24 protein-coding genes and 1 pseudogene are annotated in these 23,095 nt (G+C 67.2%); 18 read left to right on the plus strand and 7 right to left on the minus strand.

All coding sequences use genetic code 11. The features are described from left to right. The first annotated feature begins 6 nt into the window (after window positions 1-6). Both AB0M45_RS24285 and AB0M45_RS24290 read left to right on the plus strand, forming a co-directional pair. The gene (locus tag AB0M45_RS24285) at window positions 7-1,260 is read left to right on the plus strand and encodes an aldo/keto reductase (protein ID WP_364333394.1); all 1,254 of its coding nucleotides are present in this window, start codon (window positions 7-9) and stop codon (window positions 1,258-1,260) included. A 56-nt stretch (window positions 1,261-1,316) separates the two neighbouring features. Further along, a complete protein-coding gene (locus AB0M45_RS24290; protein WP_364333397.1) occupies window positions 1,317-1,928 on the plus strand; it encodes a class I SAM-dependent methyltransferase in 612 nt (203 codons plus the stop codon). A 207-nt stretch (window positions 1,929-2,135) separates the two neighbouring features. Here the strand turns inward: AB0M45_RS24290 and AB0M45_RS24295 are convergent, their stop codons facing one another. Continuing rightward, window positions 2,136-4,139 carry a heavy metal translocating P-type ATPase gene (locus AB0M45_RS24295; protein ID WP_364333567.1) on the minus strand — a complete coding sequence of 668 codons (2,004 nt, stop codon included), beginning with the start codon at window positions 4,137-4,139 and terminating at the stop codon, window positions 2,136-2,138. Between the two features lie 106 nt (window positions 4,140-4,245). Here AB0M45_RS24295 and AB0M45_RS24300 point away from each other — a divergent pair, with 106 nt between their 5' ends. After that, complete coding sequence (locus AB0M45_RS24300; RefSeq protein WP_364333400.1) at window positions 4,246-4,608, plus strand: metalloregulator ArsR/SmtB family transcription factor; 363 nt, start codon at window positions 4,246-4,248, stop codon at window positions 4,606-4,608. A 209-nt stretch (window positions 4,609-4,817) separates the two neighbouring features. Here the strand turns inward: AB0M45_RS24300 and AB0M45_RS24305 are convergent, their stop codons facing one another. Continuing rightward, window positions 4,818-5,225 (minus strand): MerR family transcriptional regulator, encoded by a 408-nt coding sequence (locus AB0M45_RS24305; protein WP_364333403.1) that lies wholly within the window; start codon window positions 5,223-5,225, stop codon window positions 4,818-4,820. A 49-nt stretch (window positions 5,226-5,274) separates the two neighbouring features. Between AB0M45_RS24305 and AB0M45_RS24310 the strand changes: the two genes are divergently transcribed. The 4 genes from AB0M45_RS24310 (at window position 5,275) to AB0M45_RS24325 (ending at window position 10,106) form a co-directional block, all read left to right on the plus strand. After that, complete coding sequence (locus AB0M45_RS24310) at window positions 5,275-6,156, plus strand: NAD(P)-binding domain-containing protein (RefSeq protein WP_364333406.1); 882 nt, start codon at window positions 5,275-5,277, stop codon at window positions 6,154-6,156. A gap of 364 nt (window positions 6,157-6,520) precedes the next feature. Continuing rightward, complete coding sequence (locus AB0M45_RS24315) at window positions 6,521-7,201, plus strand: hypothetical protein (RefSeq protein WP_364333409.1); 681 nt, start codon at window positions 6,521-6,523, stop codon at window positions 7,199-7,201. 486 nt (window positions 7,202-7,687) lie between these two features. Beyond that, a complete protein-coding gene (locus AB0M45_RS24320) occupies window positions 7,688-8,629 on the plus strand; it encodes an EamA family transporter (RefSeq protein WP_364333412.1) in 942 nt (313 codons plus the stop codon). A gap of 274 nt (window positions 8,630-8,903) precedes the next feature. Then, a complete protein-coding gene (locus AB0M45_RS24325; RefSeq protein ID WP_364333415.1) occupies window positions 8,904-10,106 on the plus strand; it encodes a hypothetical protein in 1,203 nt (400 codons plus the stop codon). A gap of 13 nt (window positions 10,107-10,119) precedes the next feature. On the opposite strand, the gene AB0M45_RS24330 is transcribed toward AB0M45_RS24325, so the two are convergent. Then, window positions 10,120-10,458, minus strand: a complete 339-nt coding sequence (locus tag AB0M45_RS24330) for an MmcQ/YjbR family DNA-binding protein (RefSeq protein WP_364333418.1) — start codon at window positions 10,456-10,458, stop codon at window positions 10,120-10,122. A 45-nt stretch (window positions 10,459-10,503) separates the two neighbouring features. Here AB0M45_RS24330 and AB0M45_RS24335 point away from each other — a divergent pair. The 3 genes and pseudogenes from AB0M45_RS24335 to AB0M45_RS24345 all read left to right on the plus strand — a co-directional run. Then, window positions 10,504-10,732: pseudogene (locus AB0M45_RS24335) on the plus strand (carboxyl transferase domain-containing protein); the annotation flags it as partial. 162 nt (window positions 10,733-10,894) lie between these two features. Continuing rightward, window positions 10,895-12,340, plus strand: a complete 1,446-nt coding sequence (locus AB0M45_RS24340) for a lipase maturation factor family protein (protein WP_364333421.1) — start codon at window positions 10,895-10,897, stop codon at window positions 12,338-12,340. Window positions 12,341-12,593: 253 nt separating this feature from the next. Then, window positions 12,594-13,547, plus strand: coding sequence for an NAD(P)H-binding protein (locus tag AB0M45_RS24345; protein ID WP_364333424.1), 954 nt, complete (start codon window positions 12,594-12,596; stop codon window positions 13,545-13,547). A 236-nt stretch (window positions 13,548-13,783) separates the two neighbouring features. Here AB0M45_RS24345 and AB0M45_RS24350 read toward each other — a convergent pair whose 3' ends face one another. Further along, window positions 13,784-14,005, minus strand: coding sequence for an SDR family oxidoreductase (locus AB0M45_RS24350; RefSeq protein ID WP_364333427.1), 222 nt, complete (start codon window positions 14,003-14,005; stop codon window positions 13,784-13,786). Between AB0M45_RS24350 and AB0M45_RS24355 the strand changes: the two genes are divergently transcribed. Continuing rightward, window positions 13,916-14,314 (plus strand): Tn3 family transposase, encoded by a 399-nt coding sequence (locus AB0M45_RS24355; protein WP_364333430.1) that lies wholly within the window; start codon window positions 13,916-13,918, stop codon window positions 14,312-14,314. The genes AB0M45_RS24350 and AB0M45_RS24355 overlap by 90 nt on opposite strands. Window positions 14,315-14,513: 199 nt before the next feature. On the opposite strand, the gene AB0M45_RS24360 is transcribed toward AB0M45_RS24355, so the two are convergent. After that, window positions 14,514-15,137, minus strand: coding sequence for a TetR/AcrR family transcriptional regulator (locus AB0M45_RS24360; RefSeq protein WP_364333434.1), 624 nt, complete (start codon window positions 15,135-15,137; stop codon window positions 14,514-14,516). A 198-nt stretch (window positions 15,138-15,335) separates the two neighbouring features. Here AB0M45_RS24360 and AB0M45_RS24365 point away from each other — a divergent pair, with 198 nt between their 5' ends. From AB0M45_RS24365 to AB0M45_RS24375, 3 genes are read left to right on the plus strand one after another with little or no spacing between them, the layout of a single operon-like run. Next, window positions 15,336-16,151 (plus strand): oxidoreductase, encoded by an 816-nt coding sequence (locus AB0M45_RS24365; protein ID WP_364333437.1) that lies wholly within the window; start codon window positions 15,336-15,338, stop codon window positions 16,149-16,151. A gap of 34 nt (window positions 16,152-16,185) precedes the next feature. After that, on the plus strand, window positions 16,186-16,446 hold the full coding sequence (locus AB0M45_RS24370) for a hypothetical protein (RefSeq protein WP_364333440.1): 261 nt from the start codon (window positions 16,186-16,188) through the stop codon (window positions 16,444-16,446). Between the two features lie 56 nt (window positions 16,447-16,502). Continuing rightward, complete coding sequence (locus AB0M45_RS24375) at window positions 16,503-16,841, plus strand: alpha/beta hydrolase (protein WP_364333443.1); 339 nt, start codon at window positions 16,503-16,505, stop codon at window positions 16,839-16,841. A gap of 292 nt (window positions 16,842-17,133) precedes the next feature. On the opposite strand, the gene AB0M45_RS24380 is transcribed toward AB0M45_RS24375, so the two are convergent. Next, window positions 17,134-18,774, minus strand: a complete 1,641-nt coding sequence (locus AB0M45_RS24380) for an FAD-dependent oxidoreductase (RefSeq protein WP_364333446.1) — start codon at window positions 18,772-18,774, stop codon at window positions 17,134-17,136. A 320-nt stretch (window positions 18,775-19,094) separates the two neighbouring features. Here AB0M45_RS24380 and AB0M45_RS24385 point away from each other — a divergent pair, with 320 nt between their 5' ends. Together AB0M45_RS24385 and AB0M45_RS24390 are read left to right on the plus strand one after the other, a co-directional pair. Further along, window positions 19,095-20,108 (plus strand): NAD(P)/FAD-dependent oxidoreductase, encoded by a 1,014-nt coding sequence (locus tag AB0M45_RS24385; protein ID WP_364333449.1) that lies wholly within the window; start codon window positions 19,095-19,097, stop codon window positions 20,106-20,108. 133 nt (window positions 20,109-20,241) lie between these two features. After that, complete coding sequence (locus tag AB0M45_RS24390; protein ID WP_364333452.1) at window positions 20,242-21,741, plus strand: MFS transporter; 1,500 nt, start codon at window positions 20,242-20,244, stop codon at window positions 21,739-21,741. A 229-nt stretch (window positions 21,742-21,970) separates the two neighbouring features. On the opposite strand, the gene AB0M45_RS24395 is transcribed toward AB0M45_RS24390, so the two are convergent. Beyond that, entirely contained in the window at window positions 21,971-22,273 is a 303-nt protein-coding gene (locus tag AB0M45_RS24395; protein WP_364333455.1) for a tyrosine-type recombinase/integrase, read from the minus strand. Between AB0M45_RS24395 and AB0M45_RS24400 the strand changes: the two genes are divergently transcribed. Beyond that, entirely contained in the window at window positions 22,193-22,384 is a 192-nt protein-coding gene (locus AB0M45_RS24400; RefSeq protein WP_364333572.1) for a hypothetical protein, read from the plus strand. The two genes, AB0M45_RS24395 and AB0M45_RS24400, sit on opposite strands and share 81 nt — an antisense overlap. Continuing rightward, on the plus strand, window positions 22,381-23,031 hold the full coding sequence (locus AB0M45_RS24405) for a response regulator transcription factor (RefSeq protein ID WP_364333458.1): 651 nt from the start codon (window positions 22,381-22,383) through the stop codon (window positions 23,029-23,031). Before AB0M45_RS24400 ends, AB0M45_RS24405 begins: the two co-directional genes overlap by 4 nt. Window positions 23,032-23,095: the final 64 nt, after the last annotated feature.

Below are 23,095 nucleotides of genomic sequence, written 5' to 3' on the forward strand. Positions count from 1 at the left end.
CAACCCTTGCTCGCCGAACTCAACGAAGCTAGGTTAATAACAACGATTGTCATTATCAATATATTGGCCGAACGGTTGCTGTGGCGGACGCGACAGATTGGCCTGCCCGCGATCGCACGGCGCCGTCGACGACGGAATGAATGGAAGGCATTGGTGTACAAGGCATCTCGGAACCGGCCCGGAACGGCGACGGCACCGCTCGAGCTGGACAGCTACCGGCTGCTGGGGCGGTCCGGCCTGCGCGTCTCACCCTTGGCGCTCGGCACAATGACGTTCGGCACCGACTGGGGTTGGGGAGCCGACAAGGACGAAGCGCGCCGGATCTTCGACCACTACGTGGGCCGCGGCGGCAACTTCATCGACACCGCCAGCCAGTACACCAACGGCACCGCCGAGGAGTGGCTCGGCGAGTTCGCGGGCGCCGAGCGGGAAAGCCTGGTGCTGGCAACGAAGTACAGCGCAGTTCGGCGGCTCACCGATCCGAACTCCGGCGGCAACCACCGCAAGAGCATGGTGGCCTCGGTCGAGGCCAGCCTGCGCAGGCTCCGGACCGACTACGTCGACCTGCTGTATTTGCACCTGTGGGACGGGCTGACACCGGCCGACGAAATCGTGCGCGCCATGGACGACCTCGTTCGTGCGGGCAAGGTGCTCTACGTCGGCGTCTCCGATACCCCGGCCTGGCAGGTCGCGCGCATGCAGACCATCGCCGAACTCCGCGGCTGGTCACCACTGATCGCGTTGCAGATCGAATACAACCTCATCGAGCGCACCGTCGAACGCGAGCTCATCCCGATGGCGGGCGAACTCGGCCTGGGAGTGGTTTCCTGGTCACCGCTCGCGGGCGGTGTGCTGACCGGCAAGTACCGCCGCACCGATCTCGGCGGCGCCTCCAGCTCGACAGGCGGATCGCGCAAGGACATCGCGCTGGCCAACGAGTCGCTCACCGAGCGCGGCTTGGCCATCGCCGACCTCGTCACCGAGATCGCCGGCCAACTCGGGCGAACTCCCGCCGAGGTCGCGCTGGCGTGGAGCATGCACCACCCCGCCGTGACCGCGCCCGTGCTCGGCGCGCGCACGGTCCGGCAACTCCAGGACAATCTCGGCGCGCTGGACCTGGTGCTGGATGAGCACCACAGGGAACGCCTGGACCGTGCCACCGCGGTACGACTCGGCTTTCCGCACGACTTCCTGGCTCGTCCACTGGCCCGCCGGACCGTCTTCGGCGACATGCGAATCCAGGCCGGAAGCCACAACTGACGCAACCCGGCCGCGCGCCGAGGACCAGCCAACGCAGAAAGGACCGGTGCACCCCGATGCCGCACCTCGCCGACCTCCTGACCGACCACCTCCTGCGCAGACCGCGCGGCCGGATCGCCCGGCGGATGTGGCGGGATATGAAGGCCCACCATGAGATGTTCCGCGACACGCTGGGGGCGTTGAAGCTCGACCCGGCCGACCGGCTACTCGAAATCGGCTGCGGCGGCGGCACCTTCGTGCAATGGGCACTCGAGTCCGGCTGCCACGCGACCGCGGTCGACCACAGTGCCGATATGGTTCAACTGTCCGCGAAGAACAACGCCGACGCGGTGCGTTCCGGTCGGCTCGAGGTGATCAACGCCCAAGCCGAAGCGCTGCCCCTGCCGGACGAGCAGTTCAGCTGCGCCGCGATGACCAACGCGTTCTTCTTCCTCGACGCCCCTCGCGCACTCGCCGAACTGCGCCGGGTGCTGGCGCCGGGCGGGAGGATCGTCATCCACACTCTCGCGCCGAATCCTCCGGCATCCGTGGCGCCGCCGCCAGTGGCACGGCGCATGCGTTTGTACCCCGACGACGAACTTGTGGCCCTCCTCGACGCCGCGGGTTTCACCGAATCTAAGGTCACCCGGATCGGTGATTGCTTCCAACTCCTCACGGCCACTCGCTGACCACCATCCGCGCCCGACCGGCACTCTCACGCCGAGCGCGAGCAACCGTGACCTAGCTCGGCGAATCGGCGGCCGACCGGAGCGGTCCTGCTGACGGGACAAAGGTGCGGCGAGCTGACGGGCGCGTCCCGCAGCCCATCGCAACACCGCGCCCGTTCATCCAAGGCGTGCGTGGTGCCGCATCCCAGCCGACGTTGCGCGGCAGGATCAGCCGCGATCGGTCCGGTCACTGTCGGGCCTGGTGCGGTCCCGAGTTCCGGCGGCGCGTTCCCAGGCTGCCCCGCGCAGCAGGCGCAGCCCGTTGAGGCCCACGATGACCGTGGATCCCTCGTGTCCGGCGACGCCCAGCGGCAGGGGCAGGGTACCGACGAGGTCCCAGACTACGAGCACGCCGATGAAGGTGGCGGCTATGGCCAAGTTGGCCACGACGACTCGTCGCGCTTGCCGCGCCAGCGTGATCACCGCGGGAATCGTGGTGAGGTCGTCGCGAACGACGACGGCGTCGGCGGTCTGCAAAGTAAGGTCGGCTCCCGCGCCGCCCATCGCAATGCCTACCTCGGCGGCGGCGAGGGCTGGAGCGTCGTTGATGCCGTCACCGACCACGGTCACCTTTTGTCCGTCGGCCTGTAGTTGCCGCACCGCGGTCACTTTGTCGTCGGGCAGTAGTTCGGCCCGGACATCGGTAATGCCGACCTGAGCGGCAAGGCGGTCGGCGGTGGCTCGGTTGTCGCCGGTCAGCAGTACCGGCGCGATGCCGGTCAGTTCCGTTGCGGCGCGCACTGCCGCCGTCGCTTCCGGTCGAAGCTGGTCGGTGATGGCCAACACTCCGATCGGGAGTTGCTCGCAGGTCACGACGACGGCGGTGTAACCGCTGGTCTGCACGGCGTCGACGGTGTCGCGCAATGCCGCGATTCCGGGGGAGCTGCCGGTTTCTGGTCGCACGGTGGCGGGGGAGCCGACACCAATGAGCCGATCGCCGACGCGGGCAGTCACGCCGCGACCGGGATGTGCGGCGAACTGGGAGATCTCGGGCAGGCCGAGGCCACGGACGCGAGCCGCGCGAACGATGGCCGCCGCCAGCGGATGCTCGCTGGGCCGCTCGGCGGCCGCCGCGAGCCGCAGCACCTCCGCATCACTGAATCGTAGGTCGATACAATGGATTTCGATGAGCTCGGCCGCGCCGCGAGTCAGGGTGCCGGTCTTGTCGAACGCGATCCGCCCGGTGGCGCCGAGCTTTTCCATCACCACCGCGGATTTCACCAACACACCGTGGCGGCCCGCGTTGGCGATTGCCGCCAGCAATGGCGGCATCGTGGCCAGCACGAGCGCGCAGGGGGAGGCGACGATCATGAAAGTCATCGCCCGCAACAGCGCGCGCTGCACGGTGTCGCCGAGCAGCAGTGGGATGGTGAACACCGCCACGGTGACGACGACCATGCCGATCGAGTAGCGCTGTTCGACCTTCTCGATGAACAGCTGTGTGCGGGCCTTGGTCTGCGCGGCCTGCTCGACTAGTGCCGCGATCCGAGCGACCACCGAGTCCTGCGCGCGGCGGCCGACGCGAATACGCAAGGCGCCCGTGCCATTCAGAGTCCCGGCGAACACCTCGTCGCCCACGGTTTTGTCAACCGGCAGCGGCTCGCCGGTGATGGTGGCCTGGTCGACTTCGCTGCCACCGGAGATCACGGTCGCATCCGCGGCGATCCGCTCACCGGGCCGCACCACGACGACATCCCCGACTCGGAGCTCAGCGGCGTTCACCGTGTCTTCCGCACCGTCGCCGGTCACCCGGTTCGCCGTGTCCGGCGTGAGGTCGAGCAGTCCGCGCACCGAGTCCTCGGTCCGGGCGGTGGCCAGTGCTTCCAAGGCACCGGAGGTGGCGAAGATGACGATCAGCAAAGCGCCATCGGTGATCTGACCGATCGCCGCCGCACCGATCGCCGCGACGACCATGAGCAGGTCGACGTCGAGCGTCTTCTCCCGCAACGCCCGCAACCCCGCCAGTCCCGGTTCCCACCCGCCAGCGGCATAGCAGGCCAGATACAACGCCCACCACACCCACTGCGGCCCACCGGCCAACTGCACCGCCAGACCAGTCAGGAACAACACCACGGCCAGGACGGCCCATCGAACCTCGGGCAGTGCGAACAACCGGGTCCGGCGCACCGGCACCGGATCGAGTGCCGGGTTCGGTCGAGTCGGCGCGAGCATCGGCGCGGCCACGATTCACCTCCAGGACAGCCATGAACAGACCCGCCCGACCATATCAGAAGATATGAACAGGTCTTCATTTGTTCCTGGAGTATGCTTTTCCACTATGGGACACGGCGTCAAAGGCAGAGACCGGCTTGTCGCGCGCCTGGATCCGGAGTCCGCCCATCACGTGGCGACCACCTTGCAGGCGCTGGCCACCCCGAGCAGGCTGATGATCCTCACCGAGCTTCGCCAAGGCCCGCGATCGGTGAGCGCACTGGCCGACGCCATCGGGATGGAGCAGTCCGCCGTCTCCCACCAGCTTCGGCTGCTGCGCCACCTCGGGTTGGTCACCGGAGCCCGCACCGGCCGCAGCATCGTCTACAGCCTCTACGACAACCACGTCGCCCAACTGTTGGACGAGGCGATCTACCACAGCGAGCACCTGCGCCTCGGACTTCCGGACCGTCCCGAGACCGCTGGTTGACCGGCCGTACCCGACGGGCGACACTGCCGATCAACCGAGCCGGGAAGGCGAGCAGGCCGCGAAAACATATGCGGCCCAATTGCAGAAGTCCGGCTTCACCGGCGGAATCAACTGGTACCGCAACTGGGAACTGACGAGGGCGGACGACGAAGTCCTCATCCGGTTCCTGCGGGCGCTGTGAACCCCGCCGTAGCCGGCACCTCGGCTGGTCAGGCGGGGACAGGCTCCAGGTCGGCATCATCGAAGGGTGGATAGCGGTCGCTGCTCATTCGCTCGGCCGCATCAATGTAGTTGGCAAGAGCGTCGCGGGATCGAACAAGCTTGTCCATCTGATCGTTCAGTCGCTGCAGCCGTGACCGCATCGCGGCCAGTAACTCGGGACATCCGAGCAGCTCCGGGGCCTCTCCGACCGCACAGGGCAGCAGGTACGCGATGTCCTCGGAGGACAAACCGGCACCGAGCAGGTGCCGGATCTGCTTCACCCGCAGCACGGCGTTCTCGTCGTACTCGCGGTAACCGTTCGCGCCGCGCTCCGCCTCCAGCAGGCCTTGGGCCTCGTAGTAGCGCAACTGGTGAGTGTTGACGCCCGTCCGACGACTCAGTTCCCCGATCCGCACCGAAACCTCACTTGACCTTCACACCGATATCAACGTTGATGATGCTGCCATGAACAACACCGATACACCCGTGACAGTCATCGGACTCGGACTGATGGGCCAGGCACTCGCCGGAGCGTTTCTCAAAGCAGGGCATCCCACAACTGTGTGGAACCGTACGACCTCCAAGACGGACAAACTGGTGGCCGACGGTGCACGGTTGGCGCCAACGGTCGGCGACGCGCTCGAGGCCAGTTCCCTGACGATCATCTGCGTCACCGACTACCAGGCCATGCACGAACTGCTCGGCGCGAGCGATATCGACCTGAACGGCACGATGTTGATCAACCTGACCTCGGGCAACTCGGCCCAGGCCCGGGAAGCCGCCGAATGGGCCGAGCAGCGCGGTGCCCATTACCTGGACGGGGCCATCATGGCCATCCCGTCGGCGATCGGGACCGCCGAGGCGGTGATCCTGCACAGCGGGCCGCAGTCGGACTTCGAGGCACACGAGTCGACACTCGACGCGCTGGGCACCGTCACCTACCTTGGTGCGGACCATGGGCTGGCGTCCCTGTACGACGTGGCCGGCCTCGCCATGATGTGGAGCGTCCTGAACGCCTGGCTCCAGGGCACTGCCCTGCTCAGGACGGCCGGTGTCGACGCCGCAACGTATGCGCCGTTTGCGCGGCAGATCGCTGCCGGTGTGGCCGAATGGCTGCCCGGGTATGCCGAGCAGATCGACAGCGGCTCCTTCCCAGCCGAGGTGGCGTCCCTGGAGACCGACGCGCGGGCGATGGCTCACCTGATCGAGGAGAGCGAGGCGGTTGGCGTCAACGCCGAACTGCCGAAGTTGATCAAGGCGATCGCCGACCGCTCGATCGCCGCCGGACACGGTGGGGAGCAATATCCCGTCCTGATCGAAGAGTTCGGCAAATCGCGCAATGACTGACCGATCCCGACGTCGGGGTTCAGCTGGTCTGGCTTCGTGCTGATGTCGAGCATCGCCCTGACCAGCTTCACCGTCGGCAGCTCGCCCTCGAGGCTACCGACCGCCGATACCAGGTAGCCGCGGTACTCGACCAGACCGCCTACCGCGGTGGGCTATCCGCCCCTGGATTCGGGGAAGACTCGCGCATTCCTGATGGGCCTGACCAGCTGGCTGAGGGGAAGGCAGTCACGGTCTTCGGATTGATGGTCCCGCAGTCCTCGCTCGAGGTCAGGGCCGCGCACCTGTTGGTGCGGCAGGCCTGGTCGGTAGCGTTCGAGTACCGCGGTGGCGCGGTCGACGGCACATCCAGACAGAGTGGTACGAGTTGCGAAACGCGAGCACACGGAAGCTCGTCGAGGCGCTGACGCGTCTCGTCGAGGTCACCGACAACGTGTCGACGTTCCTCAGCCAGCGCTATCGCGGCACGGCCCGCAATCTGAACGACGTAGCAATCGCGCTTCCGAGCGCAGATAGCACCCAGGCATACACTTTCCGCGTAGATAGGCCGACAACGTCACGACGCCGGCCGACGGACCCTTTCGAGGCGGCGTTTCGCCGTGACATAGACGTCACCACCCACGGGCTGGGGCAGCCCGCGCTGTGGCGCACTGACAGCAACCTGCTCTACCGCTCCGACAACCGGCCCCCGGAAGTCATTTTCGGAGAAGGGTTCCAGGTACGGAACACGGACTCCCACCTCGGTGAGCACGAAGCCGGCACGCCCTCAGGGTTGGTCAGCACCTCGCGTACTGAGGATTTCGGCCGCGGACGCGTATTCCGAAGGACCTACATATACACCATCGACGCTCCGGGCGGGATCGATCTAGGGACAATGGCGTCCCAACGGTTCTATTCGCATCTATGGACTACCCAGCAGGAGGAAGTGGCTTTCCCTGGTGGCATTCGACCGGAATACATCGTCGGCGTGCGTCTGCGGGATCCACTGCCAGGGCAGCCGACCGGGTTCATCGCCAACCCCAACTACAGACCGCGGGAATCGCCGTGAATGCCTCCAGCATGAGATCCAGCACGCGCAGCCCGAACGGTGCGATCGTCTTTGTGCCGCACAGCACATCGCCGGACACATCTCGCAACATTTCTACCGGGTTCTGGCAACCAACCGGCTGACAAATCTTTGCTTAGCAAACCTACCGTCTTCGGCTGTGACACACGGCTGCGCGCAGCGCACAACGCCCCGAGACCGTCCACCCTGGAGTGGACCCGCCTGAATCGGGGTCCCTCGCCCGCCCGGTCGGCAATGCCGCGAATCCGGAGCCGACGCCTCGCTACGGCCCAGCACAGTCGCGGGCCGCGCACATGGTCCTGGGCGGCGAGCTGAGACGCCGTCGGAAATCACTGCTACGCGAAGCGACTGACGCGCCTCGCCGATCCACGTCGATCGGCGAGGCGCGAGTTGTCCGAATGCTGCTCGCGCACAAGCACTCCCGCCTACGCACCCGGGCGTAGGCGCGTCCCCGAAACGGAGCAACACGTGGTCGTCAGTCCTGTCCAGGACACCCCCGCACGCAGCGCGCCGCGCTTCTCCCCGCAACGCGGCGGCGTGCCCACATCGCTACTGGTGGTCGTCGCGATGGTCAGCATCCAGCTCGGCGCGGTCATCGCCAAACATCTGTTCTCGATCGCCTCGCCCACGACTGTCGCGTGCGCCCGGATCGTGCTGGGCGGCGTGTTCGCCATACTGCTGTGGCGGCCCGCGCTGCGGGTCGAGCGCACAGCGCTGCTGCCGATCGCCGGGCTCGGCGTGGCCATCGCGGGCATGAACCTGTGCTTCTACGCGGCGCTGGACCGCATTCCACTGGGTATGGCGGCGACCATCGATTTCCTCGGCCCGCTCACCATCGCCCTGCTCGGCTCGCGGCGCTGGCGCGACGCGCTATGGGTGGCGGGCGCGGGCGCGGGCGTGCTGCTGCTGGTCGACAACGAAGGACCGCTGTCGTGGAGCGGCGTGCTGTTCGCGGTGGCAGCCGGTGCGGGCTGGGGCGCCTACATCGCGTGCAGCGCCGTGGTCGGCAGGCACACCGCCGGGCACGACGGATTGGCCTTGGCCATGGGCTTCGGCGGGTTGCTCGCGTTGCCGTCGGTGATCGCGAACGATGCTGCGCTACTACTGAATCCGGTGTTCCTGGCCGGGGCGGCGACGCTGGCCGTGCTGTCGTCACTCGTGCCGCACGCGATCGAGTTGGAGGCTCTGCGCCGGATCACGCCGGCGGCGTTCGGCGTGATGATGAGCCTGGAACCGGCGGTGGCCGCGGGCGTCGGACTGCTGCTGCTGGGCGAGGAATTGCGGGTGGTCCAGTGGCTGGGGATCGGCATGGTGATCGTGGCATGCGCCGGGTCGGCACGCGGTCCTGTCGAGCCGCAGTCCGGGACCGTCTCGGGCGATAGTGCGGGGCATCACATTCCAGGGGACTGAACAAGCGCTCGAGTCGGGCGTACTCGGCCTCGGAACTTTCATGAAAGTCGATGTCACCCAGCGGGATTTGGTGCCGCTGCCAGCGGCGCCCCGATTGCACCGAGCGCGCACGGCACACCCAGGCGCCGTTGAAACTTGTAGTATCAGTGAGATAGCCAACATCAAATCTCGGTGAACTGTTCGCATCTACCACTGGGTACGTGATCGAATGCTCTGCAACTGACGTCGAACCCGCTGTGCCGGCACGGGTCCATGGATCCAGGAGGTTGTAGCTGTGGTCGACGCGAGCGTGCCCACGCTACGTCCGTCCGAGCTGGAAGACTTGGCCAAGCGTGGCGCTGTTCCCGACGGTCCTACCCGGCAGCTCGGATATCGACAAGCTCCCGATGGGCCGACCCAGCGGCTGGGACATCGACAGGTTCCCGATGCCCCCACCCGCCAGGTCGGCTATCGGCAGCTCAGAGCCCGGCCATCACGCATGGTCACCTTTCCCGAGGCGGCCGACGAGCAGTTGCCGCAGATCTCCGACGGAGACGTCACCACGTTTCGAGCGGACGCCTACCGGAGCCTGCCGTCCGACGAATTCGCGCGCGTCGACGCCGTGTACACCCAAGGAATCAGAGCGACCTGCGGGTGGCTGGCCGAGCACAGCGGGCAGCCGTGTCACCACGACCTCGATCAGCACGAACGCAGGTGGGCCGACCCACTCGGCGCCGGTCTCGCCGCGCACATGCTGACGGTCCTGCGACCGCGCCTCCCACTGCCGTCTCGCCCCCATCAGGGTTCCGGCGGCGGCTTGGTCGACGAGTGGAACGACATCCTGAGCCTGTACCGGTTCCTCGGCGGTCTCGTCGCCGACAGTCCCAGCCGCGGACACACCATCACTCGTCTGCGCGGCGCGCAAGCCGCGTTCCTGCTGCACGGTCTGCGCCTGGATCTGCCGCCGGATCTCGCGTACTCGGTCGGGCCGGGGCTGACCACGATCCCCATCGATCACGAGATCATCACCCGTATTCGTACCAGGACCGACAATCCCGTGGACGCCGCCGCGCTCGCCACCGCGTTGTTCACCGGCGCTACCGCAATGGAACTCAACGCGATTCCTTGCGTCGCCCTCACCGCGGACGCGCTGATCTTCAACGGCCCGATCGGTTACGCACACGCTCCCGACCTGTATGTATGGGCGATACCACCGTTGGCGCGCCCGCTGCTCTACGATGCCCGTATCCATCGGGAAGCGCACGACACATCCAACAGCAAACTGTTCGCCGGCGCGGTTGGTGGAGCGGGCTTCCGTCTGCGCAAAATCGCCGCGGCATGCGAAGTGACCCTCCCGGACTTGTACCACTGGCACCACAGCTGGATACGACAAGCCGGACTGCTCCGCATGTCCGAACAACCAACCCCGGTTCGCAATACCGATCTGCTGTTCGGCCTGAAGCTCGCTGCCCGCCCTCGCCGCCGCCGCGCGCGCTGACGCCGCGCGGCACTCACCCCGCGTCGTCGACCAGATGTCGAGGGGCGGCTTGCCGCCAGGAATCGAGGACGATGGCTTCCAGTTCGTCCCGGTCGTCCAGCGCGGCGAGACGCACGCGGACCCAGGCGTTGTTGCCTTCGTGCGCGGCGATCCAGAACTTGTCCGGTTCGGCGACGACGAGTTCGGCGCGGTCGGCGATGGGGCAGCGGACCGCCATCGAAGTCTCGGCCTCCGGAAGCGTGAGGAACAACTTACCCGCGACCCGGAAAGTCGGCATCCCCCAAGTGAACTGTTCGGATGTTTCCGGCAGTGACAGAGCAAAGGCGCGGGCATCGTCCCCAGTGGCACTCATACGCTGAATCCTTCCAGGCATCGCCGACACCCCCGAATGGTCTACGGACGCAGTGTCGGCGTCGTCGCCAACCGGCCGCTCGCCCTCGGTGGAGCGGTCGACGCGAAATGCTCCGACAAGGCAACGCATTTCATCCGGCTGTGCAACGCCTTCGGCCTGCCGCTCGTTCGTCGTGGACACCCCTGGCGTGCTTCTCGGTGTCGAGGAGGAGCGCAACGGCGTCATCGTCCGCGGGGGACGGGTCTTCCGCGCGATCATCGAGGCGACGGTGCCCAGCCGCTGCGGGACAAGAAGGCGGCCACCGAATACAACCCCCGCAAGCACAGTTTGTACCCCATGTAGATGACCTTCCGGCATCCGCCCTCGGGAGGCGCGCTGACAGGTTAAGGTAGGCGGAGGTGGGTTACGAACGTCCGCGGTCCGAGGAGTTGCGGGCATGGAATGGTTCACCGCACCCGAATACTGGTTGGGCAGGCAGGTACTGACGCGCGGTGCCGCAGCCATCTATCTGATCGCCTTCATCGCAGCCGCAAAGCAGTTCCGGGCGCTGATCGGCGAACACGGGATGCTGCCGGTGCCGCGATTGCTGGCGCGGCGGTCCATCCGGGAGCTGCCGAGCATCTTTCATGTGCGCTATTCCGACCGATTCTTCGCCGTGGTCTGCTGGATCGGTGCCGCGCTGTCCGCCGCGATGGTCGCCGGCCTGGCCGATCTGGTGCCGTTGTGGGCCGCGATGCTGCTGTGGCTGATGCTGTGGGTCCTCTACTTGTCGATCGTCAACGTGGGGCAGGCGTGGTATTCGTTCGGCTGGGAGTCCCTGCTGCTGGAGGTCGGCTTCCTGGCGATATTCCTCGGCAACGACCGCACCGCGCCGCCGGTGCTGGTGCTGTGGGCGGCGCGCTGGCTGCTGTTCCGCGTCGAGTTCGGCGCCGGCCTGATCAAGCTGCGCGGCGACCGCTGCTGGCGTGATCTCACCTGCCTGTACTATCACCACGAGACGCAGCCGATGCCAGGGCCGCTGAGCTGGTTCTTTCATCACCTGCCCAAGCCGTTGCATCGAGTCGAGGTCGCGGCCAACCATGTCGCTCAACTCGTCGTGCCTTTCGGCTTGTTCGCTCCGCAGCCGGTAGCGAGCATTGCCGCGGCCATCATCCTGGTCACCCAGATATGGCTGGTGCTGTCCGGAAACTTCGCGTGGCTGAATTGGCTGACGATCATCCTCGCTGGTAGCGCGATCACTCAGTCGGCGGCGGCAGTCGCGCTGCCGGTGCCCACCTCGCCCTCCCTGCCGGGAGCACCGCCATGGTTCGCGGGCCTGGTTATCGCGTTCACGGTGCTGGTGGTGTTCCTGAGCTACTGGCCCGTGCGCAACATGATCTCCAGTCACCAGCTCATGAATCGGTCATTCAACCCGTATCACCTGGTCAACACCTACGGCGCCTTCGGCACCGTGGGCCGGATCCGCTTCGAGGTGGTGATCGAAGGAACCGAGGACCCGGCGATCACCGAACAGACCGAGTGGAAGGAATACGAGTTCAAAGGAAAGCCCGGCAACCTGCGCCGCCTCCCGCGGCAATGGGCCCCATACCATCTGCGCCTGGACTGGCTCATGTGGTTCGCCGCCTTCTCACCGCATTATGCGCGGGACTGGCTCGGCCCGTTCCTGGTGCGACTGCTGGAAAACGATCGGGCTACCGTGCGCCTGCTGCGGTGCAACCCCTTCCCCGAGTCCCCGCCACGCTACGTGCGCGCGCAACTGTACGAGTACCGCTTCACCACGCCCCGGGAACTGCTGCACACCCGAGCCTGGTGGCATCGCACGCTGGTGAGTCGATACGTCCCACCGCTGACGCTCACCGACAACCGCCACGGCGGAGAATGACGGGGGCGCGCCGTCGGGCCGGTCCGATCCGTGGCCCATTCGATCCAGGCGGTGCTTGCACAGCACGGTCGGCTACCGCGCCGTCCCGGGCTCCAGCGGCAGTAGCGTGGATGCGCACTCGATGGCGCGAGCTGCTACGGTCAGGTCAGATCCGCAACCGTGATCCCGCGATCAGCGCGGCGGCCAATCGTTCCGCCGCACCGAAGCCGATCAGGCGCAAGATCTCCAGCCGAGTACGACGGAGGATCTTGTCATGCGCCAATTCGACTGTGCCGCAGCGGAAATGGACAATCTCTACCTGGTGACGGCCGTTTGCCCGCGCAAGGGCGAAGGCGCCAGCCCGACCGGAATCGTGGGCCGTAGCCTGGCACGCCAACTGCTGGCCGCCGGAGTCAGGGTGCGTGTGCTGGCCGAGCCGGGCCAGGACCAAGGGTGGCCGGCGGACGTCGAACTCTTGCGCGGGTCCGTTACCTCACCTTCGGACTGCGCCGAGGCCCTGCCCGGTGTGGCGGCGATATTTCTTGCCGGCGCGATCCCGTCCACGGTCGAGGATGTCCTGAGCCTGGCGAAGGCAGCCGGGCTGCGCCGAATCGCCGTGCTCTCCTCGCATGGACCCGAATACGAGCCGGAATACCCGCCGGAAACCTGGTTCTGGCTCGCGATCGAAAAGGCCGTGGAACGCTACGGAATTGCGTGGACTCATATCCGCCCCTCCGCGGTGATGGGGTCCACCATCGAGGGCACTTATCCCGCTACAGGTTCGGACTGGCCGGAAACGATCCGAGGCGAGGGCGTCGTCCGCGAGGCGTTCGCCGAGACCGGCCACTATCCCTTCATTCACGAGCACGATCTGGCCGCCGTCGCGGCAGCGGCACTACGCACCGACAAGTACACCGGCACCATTCTCGAAGCCGTAGGTCCACCACTGAGCACCCGCTCCCGAATCCACAGCATCGCCAGGGCTATCCGGCGCGACGTCGACATCGTCGAACTCACGCAGGACCAGAGCCGCGCAATCTGGCGCCGTAATGGCTGGCCGCCCGGTGCAATCGATGTCACGCTCTACGCATTACGGGAGTACACGATCCACCTCCCGGCACTCACGCAATGGACGCGCGATCAGCAGCCCAGCGTCCAAGAGATCATCGGGCGGCCGCCACGCACATTCGACGAATGGGCGGTCGACCACGCCGATCTGTTCCGCTGACCGCATGTCACTACGCCGCAGTTCCTCATCCGCACGGGACTTGCGCAGGTGCGATTCGAGGCTGAGCAATGGACCGTCGGCGCGGTTCATGGGCAAGGACGATGACGCCAGCGATCCCGTGGTACGTCCGGCTCGGCGATGGCTGAACCGGATCGTCGCAGACGAAGCCATGCTCGAGAAATGCGGACCGTGAACCGGCTGTAGGGGCACGCGGACGGCCGGATCCCGATGCGAACCTACGCGTGCGCGGTCTTTCCGCCGTCGATGACGAGCTGTGCACCGGTGAGATACGGATGTTCCGGTGAGGCAAGGGTGAGGGCGAACGACGCGATCTCCTGTGCGGTAGCCAGTCGGCCCAGGCCGGGTACATGTTGTGGCGCATCGACACCGCCGCCGATTACGGACCCCTCGACAAGTCGGCGCGCGGCCGGATCGACCTGGACAAGATCAGCGAGCATTGGGAAGACATGTGCCGGGTCGCGGTGTCGATGCATCGCGGTGAGGTCTCCGCCCATGAGGTGACGCGCATGATCTCCCGCGACGGGAATCCGACCAGCCTGGGGCAGGCGATCGCCCACTACGGGCGGATCTTCAAGACCCTGCACATCCTGCGCCTGGCTGACGACGAACCGTACCGGCGCGAGGCCAAGGCGCAGGCCAACCTGCAGGAGGGCCGCCACGACCTGGGGCGCACCATCTTTCACGGCCACAAGGGCGAGATCACCCGCGCGTACCTGGACGGCATGGAGAACCACTGTTCAATCTAGGTTCGCGCGAGCCGAGGGGTTCGTCACGACGGACCCCGAGGGTCTATGGGGTAGGTGGCCGGTTTCGATCCTTGGGTTCTTCTGATCTGACGGTCATAGGGCGGGGTCGATGCGGAGCGCGGCGGCGGCAGCGGAAGGCGACGGCGTCGACCGCATCGACGAGCACGTCGAGTGTGACGAAAGTCCTACCGGGCCCTTCTCAGCGGTGGCGCGGGCGAGGCAGCAATGCGAACGCGCTCTCCGCAATCGAGGTCAGGCGGGCGGGACTGTGGCCGTACGCGCCGACGACATCGGTCCCGCGGATGATGGTCAGCAGAAGGTACGCGAGGTCGTCGGGATCCGCGTCGGGGTCGATGTCGCCGTTGCGCTGCGCCGCTCGCACACAGTCGGCCACTGCCGTCGTGAGCACGGAGAAGCAGTCGTTGGCCAGGCGTTGCACCTCGGGGTCGGAGGTGCCGAGCTCCAGGGCCATTTTGGCGGCGAAGCAGGCTGCTGCGGCCCGGTCGGGGGCGGGGGGTACGTCGGCGGCGAGTGGCACCCCGTTGACGGCGCGGAGCAAGAACCTGTGCAGTCGTTCCAGGGCGCCTTCGTCCGGTCCGGCGAGCGCCTGCGGCGCAAACTGCCCCAGCCGGGCGGAGTACCCGGCCATCGCCTGCAGCAGCACGCCGTGCTTGCCGTCGAACGCGGCATAGAGGCTGCCGCGGCCCAGGCCGGTGGCGGCGCTGATGTCGTCGACGCTCGTGCCGTTGTAGCCCGCGGTGCGGAACTGCCGTTCGGCGGCATGCAGGACGTGGTCGCGGTCGAAGCTTCGTGGTCTTGCCATACCCCGAAGGTAGCGCCGACCTGTCGTAGTTGACAACTCAGTACAGAACTGTGGTAGATTTCTGACAGTTCAGTACACAATCATCCTGAGCTTGCCGGACCGGCTTGGTCCGGGTTTGCAGGACCGGTGCGGAGCGTGTCGACCTGAGGCGACCCCGCACAGCGCACGACAAACATGCCCACAACCGAAGGAACCACCATGCAGACAGCTTCCCCAGTGGCCCTTGTGACGGGCGCCTCCTCCGGGATCGGGCGGGCGGCAGCGCGCGCCCTCGCGAACGCCGGCTTCGCGGTGGTCGGCACGAGCCGCAACGCGGCGAACGCCGAGCCGCTCGCCGGGGTGACGTTCCTCGATCTCGACGTGGCCAGCGACGAGTCGGTCCGCTCCCTGGTCGAGGAGGTGATCGAGCGGTTCGGCCGGGTCGACGTCCTGGTCAACAACGCAGGCGTGGGCGCGGTCGGCGCCGGCGAGGAGAGCTCGATCAACCAGACCAAGAAGGTCTTCGACATCAACGTCTTCGGTCTGATGCGGATGACCAACGCAGTGCTGCCCCACATGCGCGCCCAGGGCAGTGGCCGCGTGGTCAACGTCTCCTCGGTACTCGGTCTGATCCCCGCCCCCTTCATGGCCGCCTACGCCGCCACCAAGCATGCGGTCGAGGGCTACGCCGAGTCGGTCGACCACGAGCTTCGCGAGCACGGCGTCCGGATGCTGCTGGTCGAGCCGGCCTACACGAGCACGAGTTTCGAGGCGAGCAGCCTGCCGCCCGACTCGCCCCTGCCGGTCTACGCCGCACAGCGGGAGGTCGCCCGGGACGTGCTGGCCACGGCCGTGCGCAACGCCGACGACCCGGACGTTGTCGCGAAGGTGATCGTCGCGGCCGCCACCGATTCCAAGCCGAAGCTCCGGTACACCGCCGGCTCGATGGCCGGACGCGTCAGCCTCCTGCGCCGGATCGTGCCCTCGCGCGCGTTCGACAACCAAATCCGCAAGCTCAACCGGCTGGCCGGCTGACCTCGCCGTATACCCGGCGCCTGAGGACACAAGCATGGAGTTCGAACGCGTCACCTTCGACCTGCCACACGGCACCTTCCACGCGCTGCAGGGTGGTGATCCCGATGGTCACCCGACCGGGCGAGCCGTGGAGTTGATCGGCCACGACTGGGGCGCCTTCATCACCTACGATGCCTGCGCCACCGCGCCGGAGCGGATCGAACGCGCGGTCACGCTCGCAATCCCCCACCCGCTCACGTTCCTGAGCCGGCTGCGCCTCGCTCAGCTACGCCGGAGCTGGTACATGGGGTTTTAACTGCCGGGAAGCGGCTGGATGGCCAACGCCCGCGATCTCGCCCTCATCGACCGCTTATGGCGTCAGTGGTCGCCCGGCCTCTCTCGCTCGATCCGGCTCTCCAGGCGGAGCTACACGAGCACCTGCGGGCGAGCATGCCCGCGCCCATGAAGTACTACCGGGCGATGCTGCGACCCGGCTTGCTCGGGGCGGCGCGCCGCCTATCTCAGCCGATCACGGTGCCCCTGCTGCAGCTCCATGGTGCCGACGACGGCTGCATCCCCCCTCCACGGGTCGACGACCGGCATCGGTTCGCCGCCCCGCGCGCCCTGGAGGTCGTCCCCGACGTCGGTCACTTCCTGCACATCGAGGCCCCCGAGGCGATCGCGGCACGGATCGCGGCATGGGCCCAGTAGCGGATCACGCGACCCTCGCGGCGAGACCACCGGTATGGGCGGCGCGGGGCGGACTCTGACATGGCGTTGTTGCCGACGGCGGGATGGGGCGGATCTCAGCCCGTGACCAGCGATGCGACCTTCAACCTGGTCGGTCAGAGCTGCCAGCACCGCGACGGTATTTGGTCTGGTACTCGGCACGGTGTTACAGCATCAGCCGGACGGCTCGGGCCCCCAGCTCGGGATCCAACTGCTTCGGCATGAGGTGCATCCCTTCCAACTCAGAAAGAATGCGGCATCAAACCGGCTCGGGTCAGAAGGTCCTTCTGCTGGCGAGGTAGGCGTGGACTGCGGAGATGACCACGGATCCCTCGCCGACGGCCGATGCCACCCGCTTGACGGAGTCTGCGCGCACGTCACCGACGGCGAACAGCCCGGGTATCGAGGTGGCGAAGCTGTCGTGGGTGCACACGAAGCCCTTGGCGTCGAGGTCGACGCCGATGTCGTGCAGCCAGGTCGTGCAGGGGTCCGCGCCGATCATCAGGAACAGTGCGGCCGCGTCGAGTCGTACGTCCCGGTCGCGGGCGCGGTCGTGCCAGGTCAGCCCGCTGAGCCGGCTGCTGCCGTGGACGGCGGACAGTTCGCAGCGAGGGTGCACGGTGATCCGCTCGTGGTGGGTCAGGCGCTGCGCCAGGTAGTTCGACATGGTGTCGCACAGGTCATCGCGGCGGATCAGGACGTGGACGTGGCCGGCGTTCCGCGCGAGAAACAGGGCCGCCTGGCCAGCGGAGTTGGCGCCCCCCACCACGACGGCGTTCCGCCCGGAGACCGAGTTGGCCTCCAGTTGGCTTGCGGCGTAGTAGACGCCACGGCCCTCCAGGTCGGCCAGACCAGGCAGGTCCAGGCGCCGGTAGCGCACGCCGCTGGCGATGATCACCGCTGAGGCGAGGATGTCGTACTCGTCGTCGAGCCGCACCCGAAACCCGCCGGGCACCTCCGACAGCCCAGTGACTGAGCGGGGTGATAGAAGCCTGGTCCCGAACTTGACCGCCTGCAGCATCGCCGCCCGTGCCAGTTCAACCCCGGACACGCCGCGGTAGAAGCCGAGGTAGTTCTCGATCCGTGACGAGCTGCCGGCCTGGCCGCCGATGGCGACGTCCTCGACGACGACCACGTCCAGTCCCTCCGACGCCCCGTACACAGCAGCGGCCAGCCCCGCCGGTCCGGCACCCACCACCAGCAGGTCACATCGGGAATCGTCGGCGATGCCCCACAGGTCGATCCCCAGCGCGGTTGCCAGGTCACGCGTGGTAGGCGCTGTCATTACGCGGCGCTGTGCCGTGACAACGGCCGTACCGGTCTCGGGCAAGGCACAGGTCTGCGCCAGCTCCGACCACGCCGACGGGTTCGAGCGCAGCACCGTCCGGTAGGGAATCTGGTTGCGTTCAGCGAAGTCCTGGAGGCGGTGCAGGTCACGGTCGTCGTCTCCGGCCAGTACCAGACCGCCCTCGCCCTTCCTGCTCAGGAAGCGCCGCCGGGCGTCCAAAGCGGACAGCAGGACATCGCTCAGCTCCCCCGAGATCTCCACCAGCCGGCGCAGTTCCTCCACCCGAACCCGCAGGATCGCGGTGTCTTCCATGGCCACGCCCTGGAAGACGGCGCGTTGCCCCATCAACATGCCCAGCTCGCCGACGAAGTCACCGGCCTCGATCACGAAGACAACCCGATCCTCCCGGTGGTCCACGAGGAGCACGCCACCGGTCAGCACGAGGTGCAAGTCGGTGGGATCACCGGCGTCCCACAGCAACTCGCCGGGCGCGGGGTGCAGTTCCTCACCAGATGACCGCAACAGGTCCAGGGCGTGTTGGCTCAACACCGGCCAGGCCACCTCATCGACCTCGCCCAGCCGACGGGACGAGTAATGGGTCAGCTCGTCCGGCACGGGGATGCTCATGCTTCTCCGTTACCTGGCAGGCGAATCACTCCGGTCACGATTCTTCTCCGCTCGTTTTCGGCCGGCGTCGGCCCCGACTTCCGCTTCCCCAGGCTCAACTCTGGCCACGGCCATCGCGGCCGTGCCCAACCATCACAGCGAGCGTCCTTCCTGGACCTGACCAGCCTGATCGTATGGCCGATCTGCCGTACTTGACAAGTCAGTACAGAACGACATAGGTTTCTGACAGTTCAGTACACAACCGTGCTGAGCTTGCCGGACCGGCTTGGTCCGGGCTTGCAGGACCGTGATGCCGCGAAGACGGCTTGGAGGTTGAACTCATGACACAGGTGACCCGGCGACCGCCCTTCGGCGAGGACTCCGCGAGCGACGCGCTGGCCGAGGGGACCGTTGATGCGGTGGTGATCGGCGGGGGCGCCGCGGGGCTGAACGGTGCACTGATCCTCGCCCGTTCCCGCCGCTCGGTCGTCGTGATCGACAGCGGCTCCCCGCGCAACGCGCCCGCGGAGGCCGTGCACGGCTTCATCGTCTTCGACGGCATCCCGCCGTCCGAGATCCTTCGACGGGGCCGGGAGCAGGTGCGCCAGTACGGCGGACGCGTCGTTCACGGCGAGGTGGTCTCGGCCGAGTCTGCCGCTCCGTCGGCGGACGGGGACCTGCGGTTCACCGTCACCCTGGCCGACGGCCGCAGCATCACCGCTCGCCGCATCCTGGTGGCCACCGGCCTCACGGATGTGCTGCCGGAGGTGCCCGGGCTCGCCGAGCACTGGGGGCACAGTGTGGTGCACTGCCCGTTCTGCCACGGCTGGGAGGTGCGCGATGAGCCCATCGGTGTCTTCGCCACCGGCCCGGCCTCCATCGGCCACGCGTTGCTGTTCCGTCAGCTGACCGAGGACCTGACCTACTTCACCCACGGCACCGACCTGGACGAGGACAGCCGCGCCCGTTTCGCCGCCCGCGGCATCCGCGTCATCGACACCCCGGTCACCGAGGTCGTCAACGATCAGGACGGTGACCTCGCCGGGGTGCGCCTGGCCGATGGCCAGGTCGTTGCCCGCCGCGTCCTCGCGGTCGGCCCGCAGATGCAGGCCCGCACCCAGGGCCTGGAAGGTTTGGGCCTGCCGGTGCAGGACCTGCCGAACATGGCCCGCGGTTTCGCCTCCGGCACGGCCGGCACCACCGAGGTGCCGGGTGTGTGGGTGGCCGGCAACGCCACCGATCCGGTCGCCCAGGTCGGGGCCTCCGCGGCGGCCGGTGCACTGGCCGGCGCCGAAATCAACAAGATGCTGGCCATCGCGGACACCGACGCGGCCCTCCAGGGATCGCCGAGGTAAGCCCGAAAGGGGCCACAGGACGATCTTGAAGTCCTGAGCTCTCAGCCCGTCACCCGCTCGCCTCACCCTCGCCGACTAGAAACCGATCTGTTTCCAGCCGGTTTCAAGTCATGCCCAGCAACCAAGGAGACAGATGAGTACCACCATCGACCGCGGGGCGCCCGCTTCCGGAAAGAAAGACTCGGGCCTTCGCGGCTCACATGCCGTGCGCTGGTGGGTGCTGGTCGTGCTAGGCATCGCACAGCTCATGATCATGCTCGATGCGACCGTCGTGAACATCGCGCTGCCCGAGGCGCAGCAAGACCTCGGCTTCAGCGACGGCAGCCGGCAGTGGGTCATCACCGGTTACGCCCTGGCGTTCGGCAGCCTGCTGCTGCTCGGCGGCCGGCTCGGTGACCTGTTGGGCCGACGCACCCTCTTCGTGATCGGCTTGGCAGGTTTCGGGGCCGCATCCATTCTTGGCGGCGCGGCCTCCAGCTTCGAGATCCTCGTCGCGGCACGTGTGGCCCAAGGCCTCTTCGCTGCAGTGCTCGCGCCCGCGGCACTCTCACTGCTCAGCGTGACCTTCACCGAACCGTCGGAAAGGGCGAAGGCCTTCGGCATCTTCAGTGCGTTGGGTGGTGCGGGCGGCGCGATCGGGCTGCTGCTCGGCGGCATGCTCACCGAATGGGCGTCGTGGCGCTGGGTGATGTACGTGAACGTCGCCTTCGCGGCACCAGCCCTGATCGGTGCAGTGCTGCTGCTGGCCAAGCCCGTGATCACCAAGAAGCCCAAACTCGACATTCCGGGCATCGTCGTGGTGAGCGCCGCGCTGTTCGCCATCGTCTACGGGTTCGCGCACGTCGAGTCCACCAGCTGGACCAACCCTGTCACCCTCGGCTTCCTGGCCGGCGGCGTGGTGCTGCTCACGGTGTTCGTCTGGCTGGAGTCCAGGGTCGCGCATCCGCTGCTGCCGCTGCGCCTCGTGCTGGACCGGACCCGCGGTGGTTCGTTCATAGCGGTGTTCGTCCTGGGCATGGGGATGTTCTCGATCTTCCTGTTCCTGACCTACTACTTTGCGGCCAGCCTCGGCTACTCGCCGATCAAGACCGGTCTGGCGTTCCTGCCGATGGTCGCAGGCGTCGTCGTTTCGTCGACCACGATGCCTTCGCTGGTGCTGCCCAGGGTCGGCCCGAAGATCGTCGTCAGCGCCGGCTTCCTGGTCGCCGCAGCCGGTATGGCCCTGCTGACCCGGCTCGAGTTGGACAGCACCTACGCCACCCACATCATGCCCGGCATGATCCTGCTGGGTCTCGGCATCGGCGGGGTGATGACCACCGCGTTCCAGGGGGCGACCTCAGGCCTGCACCGCGATGACACGGGCGTCGCCTCGGCGCTGATCAACACCGGTCAGCAAATCGGCGGCTCGATCAGTACGGCGCTACTGACCACCGTCGCCTCGTCGGCCGCGACCGACTACCTGACTTCGCACAAGCCCAGCGCGCTGGCCGCGGCGCAGGCCGGGGTCGAGGGCTACACGGCCACCCTGGCGTGGGGCTCCGGGTTCTTCGTGGCCGGTGCGGTGATCGCGGCGTTCCTGATTCCGAATCGGGCTCTGGAGCCGTCCGAGGGCGAGCCCGTGATGGCCCACTGAGCCTGGATCCACCCTAGAGATGCCCTGCTACCTGCGATGACTGTTGTTCTCAGGACACAAATCAACGCAGAAAGCAGGGCATCTCTATGGTGGTGGCCGGCCACTACCGAACCGACGCCTCCTGCCCGCCTTGCCGTGTGCGACAGCCCGGCCCCATCCTGGAAACCGATCGCACGGTGAGCGTGACGTTCGACGTGGTGACGCTGCACGACACCGTTCACCGACCCCTTCACCTCCTCGGCGCTGCCCGCCGGGCGGCGGGATCGGTCTGCGCCTGCCAGCGCATCAGCGCCTCCGCCGACGGGCGCGCATACCGGGCCAGCGACCGCACCGAGGTGTGCCCGCTCATCCGCATCAGCATCGGTGTCGAAGCCCCATCCTCGGCGGCATGGGTCAACCGGCTGTGCCGCAATTGATGCAGGGTAAAAGACCCGCGCGTGAAGTCTGCAGTGTGGTGTTCGAACACCTCGAGCGCACGTCGATACGACAACTGCCCCCGCAGAGTCGAAGGATCGATATCGTCGCGGGCCACACCGGGTTTCGCCTTGCGGTCGTCCCCGGGGCCGAGCTGACCGCCGGGCCTTCCGGCCCCGGCTGGCTGCTCGCCGTGTGTCTGCCTCTGCGCGGCCAGGTGGTCTCGTGACGGTTCGGGTCCTGCTCGTCGACGACCAGCAGCTCGTCCGCGCGGGTTTGCGCATGCTCTGTCAGACCGACGATGAACTCGAGGTGGTGGGTGAGGCCGCCGCGGGTGCGGACGCCATCCGCCTCGCCGAACAACTGTGCCCCGATGTCGTCCTCATGGACCTGCGCATGCCGGGGATGGACGGAATCCGGGCCACCGCGGCCATTCTCGCGGCCCACCCCGCCACCAAAGTCCTCGCACTGACCACCTTCGACGACGACGATCACCTCTATCCGGCCCTTGCCGCGGGCGTCTGCGGTTTCCTGGTCAAAGACGCCGCACCGGCGGAACTGCTGCACGGCATCCACCGCGCCGCAGCCGGTGACCACCCGTTCTCGCCCGAGGTCCTGCGCCGCGTCGTCGATTCGGCCTTGGCACATCACACGTCCGCCGCACCGGAGCATCCGGACCAGCACGCGCCGCAGGGACTGACTCCTCGGGAGACGCAGGTACTCGCACTGGTCGCCGATGGCCTCGGCAACGCGGAGATCGCCGAGCGACTGCATCTCGGTGTCACCACGGTGAAGACCCACATCACCAACCTGATGACCAAAACCGGTGCATCCAACCGGGTTCAACTCGCGGTTCTCGGCGTGCGAGGGCGCTGAGCCCGGCGGCATCGGCGGCTTCCCCGCTCGGCGCGGGCCTGGGATCCCGCCGTCAGCGCATTCA

The sequence above is a fragment of the Nocardia sp. NPDC051787 genome, assembly GCF_040681325.1.
Taxonomy (GTDB): Bacteria; Actinomycetota; Actinomycetes; order Mycobacteriales; family Mycobacteriaceae; genus Nocardia.